Annotated in this window: 14 protein-coding genes; 5 read left to right on the top strand and 9 right to left on the bottom strand. The window is 62.9% G+C overall.

Annotated elements, in window-relative coordinates:
- The first annotated feature begins 10 nt into the window (after positions 1-10).
- From MOV80_RS14200 to MOV80_RS14180, 5 genes are all read left to right on the top strand, one after another.
- Positions 11-529 (top strand): pilus assembly protein PilP, encoded by a 519-nt coding sequence (locus MOV80_RS14200; protein ID WP_039756086.1) that lies wholly within the window; start codon positions 11-13, stop codon positions 527-529.
- Positions 526-2,640: a type IV pilus secretin PilQ gene (locus MOV80_RS14195; protein ID WP_043589785.1), complete on the top strand. Its 2,115-nt coding sequence runs from the start codon at positions 526-528 to the stop codon at positions 2,638-2,640. The genes MOV80_RS14200 and MOV80_RS14195 overlap by 4 nt, the downstream gene beginning before the upstream one ends.
- Positions 2,641-2,709: 69 nt before the next feature.
- The gene (gene aroK / locus MOV80_RS14190) at positions 2,710-3,270 is read left to right on the top strand and encodes a shikimate kinase AroK (RefSeq protein ID WP_081575855.1); all 561 of its coding nucleotides are present in this window, start codon (positions 2,710-2,712) and stop codon (positions 3,268-3,270) included.
- Positions 3,271-3,272: 2 nt separating this feature from the next.
- Positions 3,273-4,352 (top strand): 3-dehydroquinate synthase, encoded by a 1,080-nt coding sequence (aroB, locus tag MOV80_RS14185; protein WP_249605229.1) that lies wholly within the window; start codon positions 3,273-3,275, stop codon positions 4,350-4,352.
- Positions 4,353-4,549: 197 nt separating this feature from the next.
- A complete protein-coding gene (locus tag MOV80_RS14180; protein WP_019103344.1) occupies positions 4,550-4,933 on the top strand; it encodes a hypothetical protein in 384 nt (127 codons plus the stop codon).
- 69 nt (positions 4,934-5,002) lie between these two features.
- Here the strand turns inward: MOV80_RS14180 and msbA are convergent, their stop codons facing one another.
- From msbA to MOV80_RS14135, 9 genes are read right to left on the bottom strand one after another with little or no spacing between them, the layout of a single operon-like run.
- Positions 5,003-6,763, bottom strand: coding sequence for a lipid A export permease/ATP-binding protein MsbA (gene msbA, locus MOV80_RS14175; protein ID WP_043589778.1), 1,761 nt, complete (start codon positions 6,761-6,763; stop codon positions 5,003-5,005).
- A gap of 51 nt (positions 6,764-6,814) precedes the next feature.
- On the bottom strand, positions 6,815-7,918 hold the full coding sequence (locus MOV80_RS14170) for a glycosyltransferase family 4 protein (protein ID WP_043589777.1): 1,104 nt from the start codon (positions 7,916-7,918) through the stop codon (positions 6,815-6,817).
- A complete protein-coding gene (locus tag MOV80_RS14165; RefSeq protein WP_162897135.1) occupies positions 7,911-9,230 on the bottom strand; it encodes an O-antigen ligase family protein in 1,320 nt (439 codons plus the stop codon). Before MOV80_RS14165 ends, MOV80_RS14170 begins: the two co-directional genes overlap by 8 nt.
- On the bottom strand, positions 9,223-10,344 hold the full coding sequence (locus tag MOV80_RS14160) for a glycosyltransferase family 9 protein (RefSeq protein WP_107731490.1): 1,122 nt from the start codon (positions 10,342-10,344) through the stop codon (positions 9,223-9,225). The genes MOV80_RS14165 and MOV80_RS14160 overlap by 8 nt, the downstream gene beginning before the upstream one ends.
- 10 nt (positions 10,345-10,354) lie before the next feature.
- The gene (locus MOV80_RS14155; protein WP_043589773.1) at positions 10,355-11,509 is read right to left on the bottom strand and encodes a glycosyltransferase family 4 protein; all 1,155 of its coding nucleotides are present in this window, start codon (positions 11,507-11,509) and stop codon (positions 10,355-10,357) included.
- A complete protein-coding gene (gene rfaQ / locus MOV80_RS14150; RefSeq protein WP_249605228.1) occupies positions 11,506-12,588 on the bottom strand; it encodes a putative lipopolysaccharide heptosyltransferase III in 1,083 nt (360 codons plus the stop codon). The genes MOV80_RS14155 and rfaQ overlap by 4 nt, the downstream gene beginning before the upstream one ends.
- Before the next feature lie 19 nt (positions 12,589-12,607).
- Positions 12,608-14,347, bottom strand: a complete 1,740-nt coding sequence (gene ptsP / locus MOV80_RS14145; RefSeq protein WP_019100445.1) for a phosphoenolpyruvate--protein phosphotransferase — start codon at positions 14,345-14,347, stop codon at positions 12,608-12,610.
- A gap of 22 nt (positions 14,348-14,369) precedes the next feature.
- On the bottom strand, positions 14,370-14,639 hold the full coding sequence (locus MOV80_RS14140) for an HPr family phosphocarrier protein (RefSeq protein ID WP_019100446.1): 270 nt from the start codon (positions 14,637-14,639) through the stop codon (positions 14,370-14,372).
- Positions 14,626-15,033, bottom strand: a complete 408-nt coding sequence (locus tag MOV80_RS14135) for a PTS sugar transporter subunit IIA (RefSeq protein ID WP_019100447.1) — start codon at positions 15,031-15,033, stop codon at positions 14,626-14,628. Before MOV80_RS14135 ends, MOV80_RS14140 begins: the two co-directional genes overlap by 14 nt.
- Positions 15,034-15,037 lie beyond the last annotated feature (4 nt).

Genomic DNA, 15,037 nt, shown 5'->3' with positions numbered 1-15,037 from the left:
CGCAAAACCCATGACAAGAACTCTCGCTTGCTTACTGCCCTTGCTGCTCGCCGCCTGCGGCAGCAGCGATACCGATGATCTGCGCCAGTGGATGCAAACCAGCACCCAGGGCCTGCGCGGCCAGATCGAGCCTTTGCCTCAGGCTCAGCCCTACCGGCCGTTCGCCTATCAGGCCTTTGACCTGCTAGACCCCTTCAACTCGCAGAAACTCGCCGCGGCCAAGAACCAGAACCTGGCAAACGCGCCGGACATGAAGCGGCCGCGCGAAGCGCTGGAAAACTACGATCTGGACAAGTTGAAGATTGTCGGCGTCATCCGCCGCGGCGGCGCCAACTACGGCTTGGTGCGCACGCCGGAAGGCGCGATTTACCGCGTTCAGGCCGGTAATTTCGTCGGGCCCAATTTCGGCCAGATCAAGAAAGTCGGCGACACGGACATCCAGTTGACCGAGACCGTGGAAGATTTGAACGGAGAATGGGTGCAGCGCAACACCAGCATGTACCTGGACGAACAAGGGCAAAACAAATGAGCAAGCACTCCATCAAACTGTTGTCCGGGCTGGGCCTGTCCCTGCTGTTCAGTTTCGCCGACGCCGGCCCGGCGATCACCGCGATCCAGCTCGCCAACGGCGACGGCGACCAACAGGTGCTGCAAGTCAGCTTTGACGGCCCCGCCGTCCAGCCCAACAGCTTCGCCATCGCCAACCCTCCGCGCATCGCCTTCGACTTCGCGGGCGCCAGCGTCAAGATGGCCAAGCCGCAGCAAGACTTCGGCGGCCCGCTGGTTAAATCGGCGGTGGCGGTGGAAGCCAACGGCCGCTCCCGGCTGGTGCTGAGCCTGAGCCGCAACGCGCTGTACAGCAGCAGCGTGGCCGGTAACACGCTGCGGGTCACGCTGAACCCGAATCTGGGCAATGCCGCTCAAGCCGCCACGCCGGTAGAGCGCCCCGCCGCAAGCCCGCAAACCGCCGCGCGCCCAAGCCAGGCTCAGATCGCCAGCGCTCAGCCGCTGGCGCTGGACTTCCGCCGCGGCAAGAACGGCGAAGGCCGGGTGGAGATCAAGCTGCCGTCCGCCAATACCCCGGTCGATATCCGCCGCGAAGGCAAACAATTGCTGGTGGACGTGCTGGGCACCCAACTAGACAGGCAGAACCAGCGACGCCTGGATGTTTCCGACTTCGGCACCCCGGTGTCCAAGATCGACGCCCGCAATCAGGGCGGCAACAGCCGCATCCAGATTCAGCCGCAGGGCGACTGGGATTTCTCCTCCTACCAGACCGACGGCCAGTTGGTCGTCGAAATCCGCCGGCCGGCGCCGGAATCCGCCGCCAGCGCCGACAGCAATCAGAAACCGCAGTACAAGGGCGACAAGCTGTCGCTGAACTTCCAGAACATCGAAGTGCGCACCGTCTTGCAGGTGATTGCCGAATTCACCGGCCTCAACATCGTCACCAGCGACTCGGTCAACGGCAATATCACGCTGCGGCTGAAAGACGTGCCCTGGGACCAGGCGCTGGACCTGATCCTGCAGACTAAGGGCCTGGACCAACGCCGCGCCGGCAACATCATTCAGATTGCGCCGCGCGAAGAATTGCTGGCGCGCGACAAGCAGGTGCAGGAAGCCAGGCAGCAGCTGGCCACGCTGGAGCCGGTGCGCTCGGAAACCTTTGTGCTGCGCTACCGCTCGGCGGAAGACTTCAAGAAGGTGCTGGACGGCACGAACACCACCGGCAAGAAGGAAAGCATTCTGACCGAGCGCGGCAGCGCGCTGATCGACCCCAAAACCAATACCCTGATCATCAACGACACCGGCAGCACCATAGACAAGATCCGCGACATCATAGGCAAGACCGATGTGCCGGTGAAGCAGGTGCTGATCGAGGCGCGAATCGTCGAAGCCACCGACAACTGGAGCCGCAATCTGGGCGTCAAGCTGTCCTATGACCGTTTTACCAGCAACGGCATCATTTCCGGCGGCGGACTGGACAACGCCATCACCAACGCCAATGGCCGTCTAAACAACGCCACCGCCAGCCCCTACGTCATCAAGCCCGGCATCAATCTGCCCATTACCAACCCCGCCGGCTCGCTAACCGCGCTTTACACCGTGGGCAAATCCGCCATCATCGGCCTGGAGTTGCAAGCACTGCAGACCGAGAACAAGGGACGGGTGATTTCCAGTCCGCGCATCATGACCGCGGATAGGCAGGAAGCCACCATAGAACAGGGTACCGAGATTCCCTATCAGGAAGCCTCGTCCAGCGGCGCCACCTCCACCTCGTTCAAAAAAGCGGTGCTCAGCCTGAACGTCAAGCCGCAGATCACGCCGGACAACCACGTGATGCTGGACATCAAGGTAAACAAGGACAGCGTCAGCCCAACGCTGACCGTGGGCGGCACTCCGGCGCTGGACACCAAGAAGGTCACCACTCAAGTGCTGGTGGAGAACGGCGGCACCGTGGTGATCGGCGGCATCTACCAACAGCAGATCAGCGACATCGTCAACAAAGTGCCGCTGCTAGGCGACATTCCCTTCCTGGGCGCGCTGTTCCGCAGTTCGCAGAAGTACGACAACCGCACGGAATTGCTGGTTTTCATCACACCGCGCGTGGTGGAGGACCTGAGCGGCAATAATCAGTAAAACCCCGGCCGCGCAGCGCCCTTGGCGCTGCTGCAACGCCGAAAGACAGCGCGGCCAAGCTCGGCTACAATGCCTGCCATGGAGAAACCGGCAGGCAATTTTTTTCTGGTCGGCTTGATGGGCGCGGGCAAGACCACGGTGGGCCGAGCTTTGGCGCGGCGCACCGACAAAACCTTTTACGACTCTGACCACGAGATCGAGGCCAGGACTGGCGTGCGCGTCGCGACCATCTTCGACATCGAGGGGGAGTTGCGCTTCCGCGACCGGGAAACCTCGGTCATCGCCGACCTCGCCCGCTTGGACAACATCGTTCTGGCCACGGGCGGCGGCGCCATCATCCGCCCGCAAAACCGCGCCTGCCTGGCCGCTCACGGCACCGTGATCTATCTGCGCGCCACCATAGACGATCTGCTGGCCCGCACCCTGCACGACAAAAACCGTCCATTGCTGCAAATCGCCGACCCCAGGGCCAAGCTGGAAAGCCTGTTCCAGGAGCGCGACCCCTTATACCGCGAGGTGGCCGACATCGTCGTCGACACCACGCAGCAGAATGTCAGCCTGCTGGTTGCCCGCCTGATGGAGCAACTCGCCGGCCTCCCCCCCAAACACAGACCCGCACAAGGAAGCTGATTGTGATTACCCTCGACCTGATCCTGCCCGACACCCGTTACCCGATTCACATTGGCCGGGACTTGCTGGAACAGGTCGAGTTGCTGCTTCCCCACCTGCCCTTGCCCAAGGTCGCCATCGTCTGCAACGAGACCGTGGCGCCGCTCTATCTGGCCCGGCTGCAACAGGCGCTGGCCCAACATCGGATCGAGTCCTTCAGCGTTGTGCTTCCGGATGGCGAGCAGCACAAGGACTGGAATACGCTGAACCTGATTTTCGACGCCTTGCTGTCGCGCAACGCCGAACGCAAGACCACCTTGATCGCGCTGGGCGGCGGCGTCGTCGGCGACATGACCGGCTTCGCCGCCGCCTGCTATCAACGCGGCGCGCCCTTCATCCAGATTCCCACCACTCTGCTGGCGCAAGTCGACTCCTCTGTCGGCGGCAAGACCGCGATCAATCATCCGCAGGGCAAGAACATGATAGGCGCGTTCTACCAGCCCAAAGCGGTGATCGCCGACATGTCGCTGCTGGACACGCTGCCGGAGCGCGAGTTGTCCGCCGGCCTCGCCGAAGTGATCAAGTACGGTCTGCTGGGCGACGCGGCCTTCCTAGGCTGGCTGGAGGAAAACATGCCGCGCCTGCGCGCGCGCGACCCCGACGCGTTGCAGCATGCGGTCAAGCGCAGCTGCGAGATGAAGGCCGACATCGTCGGCCAGGATGAAAAGGAGCAAGGCGTGCGCGCCCTGCTCAACCTGGGCCACACCTTCGGCCACGCCATCGAAGCCGGCCTGGGCTACGGCGCCTGGCTGCATGGCGAAGCCATCGGCGCCGGCATGGTGCTGGCTGCCGCCGCCTCCGCCGAACTGGGCTGGCTATCCTCCTCGGACGTCGAACGCGTGCGCGGCCTGGTGGCCGCCGCCGGCCTACCGGTCAAAAGCCCGCGGATGCCGCTGACGCGCTGGCAGGAGTTAATGAGCCACGACAAGAAGGTGGAAGCGGGCACCATCCGATTTGTGCTATTGCAACAACTGGGACGCGCCACTATTCAGGCCGGCCTGCCTTCTGCAATACTCGAGAAAATACTGGACAGAAATAGTTAACGCTCAAACGGTATCGGTACAGATCCGATAAGGATTTCTACGGATTGCCGCTTGCGCCGCTTCATCAGAATAATGAATCTACCGGAGATGGAGAAGGCCGGCAGGTCAGCCCCGCGCAAAGCTTGAAGCCCGAGCGCACAATATCGGGGAACCGCCGGCGAGGCCAAGTCGTTGCAAAGCGGAAGGGGAGAAGCCACATGGTAGCGTTGAGCGCGTTTGCCGCCAGTTTTGGACTGATGGCGGGATATTACGCCCTGCAATTCTTTTGGAAGAAAGTACGTTATACCAAGCCGTGCCAGCGCGGCATTGATCCTGTTGGCGAGGCGGAAGTTTTCCTCGCCTACGGCCGTACCCGCGACGCGGTGCGGGTACTGAAAGATTCGCTGCGCGACAATCCGGACAACCTTCCGGCCAAAGTCACTTTGTTGCGGGCCTATTCCAGCGAATGCAATCGCGAAGCCTATTGCCTGCTGGCGCGCGATGTTCAGTCGCAAGTGCAAGGCCAGCCGGTTTGGCACACCATTCAGGAGAACGGCCGCCGCTTAGCGCCGCAAGACCCGTTGTTTGAAGCCAAGCTCTGAATCACAGTCCACACAACAAATCGGCCAAGGCATCCGCCTTGGCCGATTTGCGTTCACCGCCATAACCGCTCAGCCCGCCTCGCCGTCCTCGTCCTTGAACTGCAGGCTGTGCAGCTTGGCGTAGAGTCCTTCGCGCGCTAGCAGCTGCGCGTGCGAGCCTTCCTCGGCGATCTCGCCGTGATGCATCACCACGATACGATCGGCGCTTTCAATCGTCGACAGTCTATGGGCGATCACGATAGTGGTGCGATTCTTCATCAGGTTTTCCAGCGCGCTTTGCACTAGTCTTTCTGACTGCGTGTCCAGTGCCGAAGTCGCCTCGTCCAGAATCAACAGCGGCGCGTTCTTCAGCAGGGCGCGAGCAATCGCCAGCCGCTGACGCTGACCGCCGGACAGGCGTACGCCGTTTTCGCCTATCAGGGTGTCAAAGCCCTCCGGCATCGCCTCGATGAACTCCAGCGCATTGGCCGCGCGCGCGGCTTCCACCACTGCTTCGCGGCTGTGCGAGGCTTCGCCGTAGGCGATATTGGCCGCCACGCTGTCATTGAACAACAGCACGTCCTGGCTGACCATGGCGATATGCCGGCGCAGATCGTTCAAGGGCATGTCCTGCAAGCGCACGTCGTCCAAACGGATTTCGCCGTCGTCCGGATCGTAAAATCGCGGAATCAGGCTGACCAGGGTGGTTTTGCCGCTGCCGGACGAACCGACCAAGGCGACGGTTTCGCCGGGATTGACCTGCAGGTTGATGTCTCGCAACACCTGCCGCTCCGCCGCCGGGTAGCGGAAATTCACCCCCGACAGCTGCAACTTGCCGCGTGTGCGCGGCAAGGCGGTGCGGCCGTGATCGGGCTCTTCCGGCAAGTCGAGGAAATCGAAGACCGACTCCGCCGCCGCTAGGCCGCGCTGCATCGCCTGGGCAATGCCGGTGATGCGTTTCACCGGCGCGAACAGCAGCATCATCGCGGTCAAGAAGGACATGAAGTCGCCGGCGGTGAACGCGCCGCCCTGCGCGCGCAGCGTGGCGAAATACAGGATGGCGGCCAAGGCGCAGGCGATCATCAGCTGAGTGACCCCGGTGTTGGCGGAGGTCGCCGCGCTCTGCTTGACCGCGTTGCGGCGGATGGCCGCCGCCGCCTGGTGAAAGCGCTCGCTCTCGCGCGCTTCGCCGCCGTAGACCTTGATCACGCGCTGGCAACTGATGCCCTCGCCCAAAACCTGGGTCAACAAGGCCATATTCTGCTGGTTCTCGCGCGACAGATTGCGCAGGCGCTTGCCCACCACCCGCATGCAGAACGACACCACCGGCAGCACCAGCAGACAGATCAGCGTCAACTGCCAGTCTATGTACAGCAGCCAGGCCAGCAGGCTGATCGCGGTGACGCCGTCCTTGACCGTGACCGTGATCACGCTGAAGCCGGCTTCGGTGACCTGGTTGACGTCGTAGGAAATCCGCGACACCAGACGGCCGGACTGGTTGTCGGCATAGTACTGCACCGGCAGGCGCAGCATCTTGGCGAACATCTGTTCGCGCAGCGTCTGCACCAGATGCCCGGTCAGCCAGCTGGAGGTGTATTCATTGATGAAGCTGGTAACGCCGCGCACCGCGAACACGCCGATGATGGCCAAGGGCACCCAGGCGATCGCATGCGGGTCGCGGTTGACGAAACCGTTGTCGATCAAGGGCTTCATCAGGCGGGCGAAGGCCGGCTCGGTCAAGGCCGCCACCGTCATCGACACCAGCGAGATCAGAAAAACCTTCCAATAACGGCCCAAATATCCCAGCAAGCGGCGGTAGATCGCCCAGTTGCTATGCAAAGAATTCTTCATTCGTTCCTATCGTCCAACGCCCGCGTCCGCGGGCGGTCATGAATCAGAGCCTCACAACCCCGGCGCGTTCAAACCGCCAAGTTCAAGGATGCGCCGCAAATTCTGTTCCGGCGCGAAGCGCGAGCGTACATCGACGCGCCCGGCCTGAGCCCAGGCCTTCATCATTGCCGGCTGGCTCAGCGCCTGGTCGATCGCCTCGGCCCAGGCGGCAGCGTCGCCCGGCGGCGCCAACACGCCGGTTTCGCCGTGGCGCATGGTCTCGGGAATGCCGCCGGTATCGCTGGCGATCACCGGCACGCTGAGGCCCAACGCCTCGATCTGCGACATGCCCAGCGGCTCATAGCTGGACGGCATCAACACCAGATCGGCACGCGCCAGTAGAGCCGCCACCGGGCTTACCACGCCGGCGAGCAAGACTCTGTGCTGCAAGCCCAATTGCCGCGCCAGTTCGGCGATCGCCTGCTGCTCCGGCCCTTCCCCCGCAATCACATAACGCGCGTCCGGCCATTTGTTCTTCAGCAAGCCCAAGGCCGCCAACACCGTCCTATGTCCTTTTTCACCACGCAACATCGCCGCCTGCACCAGCAAGGGGCCTGCGGAACGGGACAGCCACTGTTCCAGCTCTGGCGGCAAGGGCAGCGCGGCGGCCTGGTCCAGAGCGTCGAAATCAATGCCGGGATAGACTACGTGCAGCTTGTCGGCTCGGATCGCCGGATTCTCCAGCAAACAGCGCTTCAGATAAGCGCTGGGCAACATGGTCGCGTCCATCAGCTGGTTATAGCTCCAGGCCGACGCCTGGCCGGGCTGATAAGTGCGCGAACGCAGCAGGAAGGGCCGGCCCCGCCCCGTCAGTCGCGCGGCAATGGCCAGATTATTGCTGTCGTGACCGCTGTGGCAGATGGCCAGCCGCGGGCGATGACGCCGCATCCAGGCGCTCAAGGCCAAAATAGACGGCAGGTGGAGACTGTTGCGAAAACGCAGCGGCAATACTTCCAAGCCGCGCCGGCAAGCCTCCTCCATCACCCGCGTCTGCGGCCGGCAGGCCAGCACCGGACGAAAACCGCGCTCCCCCAACAGGCGCATCTGCTGCATCAGCTGCAACTCCTGCCCGCCGACATTGGGGGAGGACTCGGTGAACAACACCCAATCACTCATGCGCCGCGCCTTTCTCCCGCTGTCTCAGCTCCGCCAACAAGGCGGCGGCGGTGAACAGAAAGATATGCAGCATATGATCCTTGTTCACGCTTTCCAACAACATGCGCCCGAGGAAACCGCAGCTCACCAGCATCAGCACCAGCCCCAGCGTATCGCGGCGCAGACGGAAGGCTTGGTAGCCGGTCCAGATCAACACGCCGCAAAACGCCAGCCATAGGGCGATGCCGACCACGCCCAAGCCCACGCCCAGATCGATGAAGCCGCTATGACTGTGGCCTACTTGATTGGGATGGCCCGTCGCCGTCAAGGCATTGGTGAAAGCATTGCGGCTATAGCCATAACCCATGGGCTTGGCCGCAATGAGGTCAAGACCGCTGTGAATCCAGGCCACTCGTTCGTAGGCGGACGGGTCCACGGACTGACCATTGGCCATCTTCGGATAGGGCTCCATCCGCAGCCAGGCCTTGGTGCCGGCATAGTGCCATCCGGCAGCCGCCGACTCTACAAATACCTGATTCCGGCTATCCTGCTTGATCGTATACGCGGCGATACTGCCCGCCGCGGCCAGGACCACGCCGGCAATAAGCAAAGTCTTGCCCCAGCCTATCTTCAGCCCTTCAAACACGGAATAAACCAGCAGCATGGACAACATCAGGTAGACAAGACCGATCATGCCATTGCGCGCCCCCGCCTTGAGGCTGACAAACAGAATCAAAGCCGCAGCCAAGCCCAAAATCCAGCGGGGAAAGCGCGTCAGCGGCTGGGTACGTTGCCCGAAGCAAAACGCAGCCACGATGAAGGCCAGCACAAAGTTCATGAAGAAGGTGAATTCCAGCTTGGTGGCGGTGGTGTACACCTCGTTATACGGCCACGAACCCGTAGTCAGATAGACATAAGCGCCATGGCCGAACTCCGCCAAGGCCAATACGCAGCCGGCGACGATGACCAAGTCCGAAATCGTCCAGCGCCGAGGCGTGCGGAACAAAGCCAGGCCAGCCGCAAACCACAAGCCGCCGATCAATAGCTGGCTGCGGAATTCGCTGGCGGAGGCTTCCGGCCACATTGAAAGCAATAGGGTGTGCAGCAATGCATATAACAAGAACGCGCCTACGGCGACAACAGGCCCGCGCTGCTCGCGCCATTGGCGCTTGAGCCCGGCATAGTCTTTCGCCACCAGGATCAACATCACCAGCAAGATCACATAGCGCAGCGCAATCGTGTGGGACACATTGGCCAAGGTCAAAAACGCCAGGGACAGGCCAACCGCCAAGCGGCCATGCCAGCGGGGTTCGATACTCAGATGATCATTCATGCAGAAGTTTTTCCAAGGTCTCGGCCACCTGCCCGGCTGGCACAGCGGCCATGCACTGCGCCTGACGGCATTCGCCGGCCTGATCGCCAAATTTTCTGAAACAACGCAAAGCCCAATCGACATCGCGATAATGCACGCTGCGCTGGTTGCGGCAAGGAAACCATGCGGGGCCGACGCCGACGCAGGTGAAGCCGGCGAAAAAACGGCTCGCGCCGAACAAGGTCTCGCTGCCCGGTCCGAACAGCATCAGCAAGGGTGCGCCCGCCACTTTGGCCAGATGTGCGATGCCGGTGTCCGGACACACGCAGGCACGGGCGCGGCTCAAGACGGCGCGCAATTGCGCCAGGCTCAGCGTGCCGGCCATGACGATATCGTCAGGCTCCACATCAATGGCCGACAGCAAATGCTGCTCCCCCGGCCCACACGACCACACAACCGTGCACCGGCAATCCCGGACAGTGGCAGCAACCCGGTTCCAACTTCCCACTGGCCAGAAGCGGGTCGCCGAACTCGCGCCGACGTGCAAAACGACGAAACGCGGCGGCAAGGGCGGCACCCCTTCAGCCGCTACCTGCCAATCCTGCAAACGAAACGGTTGGGGCTCGGGCCCGTCGATCAAGCGCGCCGCGGTATCGGTCCAGGCTTCCGGCTGCCCGGCGTACGGCACCGCCTCGTCCAGCAGCCAGTTCTTGTAGCGCGGCGTTTCCCCGGCGAAGCCGACAATCCAGCGGGCGCCGATCGCGCGCGCCAGAAAGCTCAGCCGGTTTTCGCCCATCAGGTAGGCGATATCGAAACGCTCCTCGGCGAACAAACGCCGGATTGAAGCAAAATCGCGCGGCTGCCAGGGCAACGGCCGAATACCATAGGGGCGCGTTTCATACAGCGGCGCTTGTCCCGGCGGACAAGCCAGCACGATCTCCGCCTTGGGAAAACGCTCACGCGCCTTGGCTAGCAGGCTGGTCGCCATCAAGGCGTCGCCCAGCAGAAACTGGTGCAGAATCAGTATCCGGCGCGCGCTCTCGGGGTCCGGCTTGCGGCGCAGCCACTGCCAGGGCAGCCGCAACAACAGCGCCGCGAAAATCAGCAAGCGTCCGGGAAAGCGTCCCGGCCTCATCGCCAGTCCCTCATTCGCCAGCTCCGCGCCCGCCGCCGACGGCCGACAGCTCCCGGTACAAGGCCAGCATCTGCGCCACCATATTGCTCTCGCTCAAGCCCGCCACCCGCGCGCGCGCAAGCTCGCCGCTGCGCGGCCAATCCGCGCGCGCGGCCAGCCAGGCCGCCACATTGTCTTGCCAGGCGGCGGCATCCCCCGCCGCGGCCAGCCAGCCGGTGACGCCCGGCTCCAGCAACTCCGCTCCGCCGCAACGGGTGCTGGTCAGCACAGGCAGGCCACAGGCCATCGCCTCTATCACCACCGAACCAAACGGCTCGTACAGCGTAGGCAGGATGAAGCCGTCCGCCAGGCCGTAATAGCTGCGGACATCGCGCTGCGGACCGGTGAAGTGCGCGCGCTCGGACACCCCCAAGCGCGCCGCCAGGCTCTGATAGCGCGCCAGCTTCTTGTCGCCGCCCACCACCACCAGATGCACGGCCGCGTGCGGCGCGATGGCACGCAGCGCCTGCGCCACGCCCTTGCGCTCGAAGCCCGAGCCCACGTAGACCAGCACCGGCGCCGTTTGCGGAATGCCGTATCGCTCGCGCAGCGCTTCCCGCTGCTCGCGCGCCGCCGCCGGATTGAAAAAGTCGCTATCCACACCGTTGCGGATCACCGCGCAACGCCTAGGGTCCACGCCGAAACGGCCCACCACGTCGTCGCGCACCAACTCCGAATTGCAAATCACCGCCCGCAACGCCGGATGCCGGAACATCGCGCGCTCGGTGCGTAGCATGAAATGGTGGTAAGGGTTGCAAAAGGTGCTCAGCCGCCGCCACCAGGACGCGCCTTCCAACCGCGCGTCCAGCCAGGCGGCGTGCACGCCGTCGCCGGCGCGGAACACATGGCAACCGGGAATGCGCTCGTGCGATTGCACTAGGTCGGCGCCGGCCTTCTTCCACGCGGCACGGGCGGCGCGGGCAAAACTCCAGTCGCGCCAAACACTACCCAAATAGAATGGTTTGATCCCTACCGTTTCCACGCCCGGCAGGGTTTCCCAATTGCGGCTGATCAACAGCGGGCTGAACTCGCCGCCGGCCTGCAATTGCTTGACGATGGCGCTGACGATGCGCTCCGCGCCGCCCGCCGGGTTGTATTTCTGCCGGATAATCGCCAGCCGCTTCATGCGCTCTCCTTCAAGACCGCGTCCACCGCCGCCAGCACTGTGTCCACTTTGATGCGCTGCAGACATTCGCTCTGCCAGCCTCCGCCGCAGCCGGCGTTGCCGCAGGGGCGACAGGGCACCGGCTCCGACACCACCCGGTGCGGCACCTGCCACGGCCCCCATTCAACATCCCCCGACGGACCGAACAAGGCGACGCAAGGCGTCTTCATCGCCGAGGCGATATGCATGGGCACCGAATCCACGCCGATGTACAAGCGCGCCTGATCTATCGCCGCCGCCAGCTCCTTCAGGCTCAGCTGGCCGGCCAGGCTGGCCACCGGCCGTTCCAGCCGCGCTTCGATGTCGGCGATCATCGCCATTTCTTCCTCGCCCGGCGCGGCCGACAGCACCAGTTGTTCGCCGCGCGCGCTCAAGGCGTCGATCAGCGCGCTCATTTTCTCCGCCGGCCAGCTCTTGAACGACCAGCGGGAGGTCGGGTGCACCAGAATGTAGGCGCCCGGCCGCAAACCGCGCTCGACCAGCTTGGCCGCCAGCGTGGCCTCTGCGTTGTGCCCCGGCACCAACACCAGCTCACGCTGGCTTTCATTCGGATAAACGCCAATCCGCCTCAAAGCGTCCAAATGGATTTCAATGGTGTGGCGGCGGTTGCCCGGAACCTGCAGATAGCGGTGAGTAAAGCTCTTCTTAAAGAAGCGCCCGTAAGGGCCCTGCGGCCCCACCGACCAGCGCGGCGCGAGCAAGCGCGCCAGCCATGCCCCGCGATTATGCTCGGTCAGCGTAATCACCAGATCGTAGCCGCGGGCGCGCAACTGGCTCAGCAGAGCCAGTTCAGCCCGAGCCTGACCCAGCGGCCCACGTTTTTTCCAGTTGCGGTCTATGGTGTGCAGTTGCGCAATTGCCGGGTGAAGGCTCAGCATCTCACGGGTGTCATGGTAGACCAGCGCGTCGATCTCCAGATGCGGCGCCTGCTGCTGCAGCGCGGAAAACAGTGGCGAAGTCAGCAGCACGTCGCCATGGTGGCGCAGCTTGATGACCAGCACCCGACGCACGGCGTTCAGGTCGATGGGATCGTTCAGCATAAGAAAGGAAAAAGCCGGATCAGACACCCGGCTCGGCATTCAGTTGTTGCAAAAGATCGGCGATTTTATCAGGGTCTTCGGTTCTAAGCATGCGCGCCGCAATCGGCGCGATCTGATCCAGGTGAGTATTGAGCACCTGTTGCTTGACCGCCAGCAGGTTGGCTGGATGCATGGAGAACTTGCGCAAGCCCATGCCCAGCAGCAAACGCGTCAGTCTGGCGTCGCCGGCCATCTCACCGCAAACCGACACCGGCACCCCGCCCTTGATGCCGGCCTTGATGGTGTGCAGGATCAGCTTCAACACCGCCGGATGGATGGGATCATACAGATGGCTGACCGAATCGTCGTTGCGGTCGATCGCCAGCGTGTACTGGATCAAATCGTTGGTGCCCACCGACAGGAAGTCGATATGCTTGAGAAAGCTGCCCACCACCAGCGCCGCCGACGGGATTTCAATCATCGCGCCCACTTCGATCTCTTCCGAATAGGCGATCTTCTCCTCGCGCAGCTCCTGCTTGGCGTATTCAAACTGCGCCAGCGCCTGCTTCAGCTCCGGCAGCGAATTCACCATCGGGAACAAGACCTTGATCTTGCCGTGCACCGAGGCGCGCAACAGGGCCCGCAGCTGCGCGCGGAACATCAACGGCTCGGCCAGGCATAGTCGAATGCCCGTCAGGCCCAACGCCGGATTGTCCGCCACCGCGTGGTTCAGCCACTTGGGGTTTTTGTCCGCGCCCAGATCCATCGTGCGGATGGTCACCGGCAAACCCTTCATGGTTTCCGCCACATGCCGGTAGGCTTCGTACTGCTCGTCCTCGTCCGGCAAAGTATCGCGGCCCAGAAACAGGAATTCGCTGCGGAACAGACCCACGCCCACCGCGCCGGACTTGCGCACGTCCTCCACGTCCTGCGGCAACTCGATATTGGCCAGCAGTTCGATCGCGGTGCCGTCCTGGGTCTTGGCATTGGACTTGCGGATAGACGACAGCTTGCGCCGGGCATCGCGCCAGGCGCGCAGCCGGCGGCGGTACTCAGCCAGAACTAACTCGTCAGGATTGATGATCACCACGCCTTGCAAGCCGTCGACGATGATCAACTCGTCTTCGCGGATCAGCTCGCGCGAGTGGTGCAAGGCGATCACCGACGGCAGATCCAGGCTGCGCCCCAGAATCGCGGTATGGGAGGTGGCGCCGCCGACGTCGGTGACGAAGGCGGCGAAGTTGGAATCCTTGAAATAGACCATGTCGGCCGGGGACAGATCATGCGCCACCAGAATGTGGTCGTCGACCAAGTCTTCCGGCGCAGGCAGTTGCGGCACGTCGCCGTCCAGGTTCTTGAAGATGCGCTCCACCACTTGCAGCACATCGTTCTTGCGTTCGCGCAGATAATCTTCCTCGATCGCGTCGAACTGCTCGACCAAGGACTCGCATTGCAGCTTCAGCGCCCACTCGGCGTTGCAACGCTGTTTTTCGATGATTTCGCGCGGCTCGCGCGAGATGGTGACGTCGCCCAACAGCATGATGTGCAAAGACAGGAAGGCGCCCAGCTCCGCCGGCGCGTTCTCCGGAATACTGCCCCACAACATTTCCAGCTCTTTGCGAGTATCGCGGATGGCTTCATCGAAGCGCGCCAATTCCGCCGGGACTTCCTCGTCCTCCAGCAGATAGTGCGCGACATCGTCCATGCTGCGCGAAATCAAATGGGCGCGGCCAATGGCAATGCCGCCGCCTATGGCCACCCCGTGCAGGATGATGCTCATCGTCCCGTCCTTAGGCTCCGGCTTATTCGGCTTCGTCGAATCGGTTGTTGATCAGGGCCACCAGGGCGTCCAACGCCACTTGCTCATCCTCCCCGCTCACCTCCAACTCCACGGTCGCCCCCTTGGCCGCCGCCAGCATCATCACGCCCATGATGCTTTTGCCGTTGACCCGGCGATTGTTGCGCGCAATGAAAATATCGCTTTTGTAGCGGCTGGCCAGCTGAGTGAACTTGCTGGAGGCGCGGGCATGCAGGCCGAGCTTGTTGATGATTTCCACTTCAATTCGCAGCATTGCCTTCCCCCGGAATAATATAAAGCACGCCCTCCAGGCCGCCGGTGATCGCCTTGCTCACGACGATTTCCAATGGCTGGCTGCTATAGCACAAGGCTCGGACTACCATGGGGAGACTCGCCCCCGCCACCGCCTCCACTCGCCCCGGCCGGATCAACCGGCTGGCGATATTGGACGGCGTGCCGCCATACATATCGGTCAGGATCACCACCCCGTCACCCACGTCCAGCCTGTCCACCAGCAACTGGGCTTCGGCTTGCTTGCTTTCCGGGTCATCGGTCTTGTCGACCGCCATCAATGCCAGATTTTCCGGCTCACGACCCAGGATATGCCTGGCGCAATCCGCCAGACTGCGCCCCAAGTCGCCATGCGCGATTATCAATACACCTACCATGCCT

This window comes from Chromobacterium sp. IRSSSOUMB001 (assembly GCF_023507765.1).
GTDB lineage: Bacteria > Pseudomonadota > Gammaproteobacteria > Burkholderiales > Chromobacteriaceae > Chromobacterium > Chromobacterium haemolyticum.
The sequence above is the reverse complement of the archived record's forward strand: the minus strand, read 5'-3'. Positions and strand labels throughout refer to the sequence as shown.

Excerpts from the sequence above, each read along its gene's own strand:
- MOV80_RS14140 (WP_019100446.1), bottom strand. The coding sequence starts at position 14,639 with ATGCTGCGAATTGAAGTGGAAATCATCAACAAGCTCGGCCTGCATGCC.
- aroK (WP_081575855.1), top strand. The coding sequence starts at position 2,710 with ATGCCTGCCATGGAGAAACCGGCAGGCAATTTTTTTCTGGTCGGCTTG.
- MOV80_RS14195 (WP_043589785.1), top strand. The coding sequence starts at position 526 with ATGAGCAAGCACTCCATCAAACTGTTGTCCGGGCTGGGCCTGTCCCTG.
- ptsP (WP_019100445.1), bottom strand. The coding sequence starts at position 14,347 with ATGAGCATCATCCTGCACGGGGTGGCCATAGGCGGCGGCATTGCCATT.
- MOV80_RS14180 (WP_019103344.1), top strand. The coding sequence starts at position 4,550 with ATGGTAGCGTTGAGCGCGTTTGCCGCCAGTTTTGGACTGATGGCGGGA.
- rfaQ (WP_249605228.1), bottom strand. The coding sequence starts at position 12,588 with ATGCTGAACGATCCCATCGACCTGAACGCCGTGCGTCGGGTGCTGGTC.
- MOV80_RS14170 (WP_043589777.1), bottom strand. The coding sequence starts at position 7,918 with ATGAGTGATTGGGTGTTGTTCACCGAGTCCTCCCCCAATGTCGGCGGG.
- MOV80_RS14160 (WP_107731490.1), bottom strand. The coding sequence starts at position 10,344 with ATGAGGCCGGGACGCTTTCCCGGACGCTTGCTGATTTTCGCGGCGCTG.
- MOV80_RS14200 (WP_039756086.1), top strand. The coding sequence starts at position 11 with ATGACAAGAACTCTCGCTTGCTTACTGCCCTTGCTGCTCGCCGCCTGC.
- msbA (WP_043589778.1), bottom strand. The coding sequence starts at position 6,763 with ATGAAGAATTCTTTGCATAGCAACTGGGCGATCTACCGCCGCTTGCTG.
- MOV80_RS14155 (WP_043589773.1), bottom strand. The coding sequence starts at position 11,509 with ATGAAGCGGCTGGCGATTATCCGGCAGAAATACAACCCGGCGGGCGGC.
- MOV80_RS14165 (WP_162897135.1), bottom strand. The coding sequence starts at position 9,230 with ATGAATGATCATCTGAGTATCGAACCCCGCTGGCATGGCCGCTTGGCG.
- MOV80_RS14135 (WP_019100447.1), bottom strand. The coding sequence starts at position 15,033 with ATGGTAGGTGTATTGATAATCGCGCATGGCGACTTGGGGCGCAGTCTG.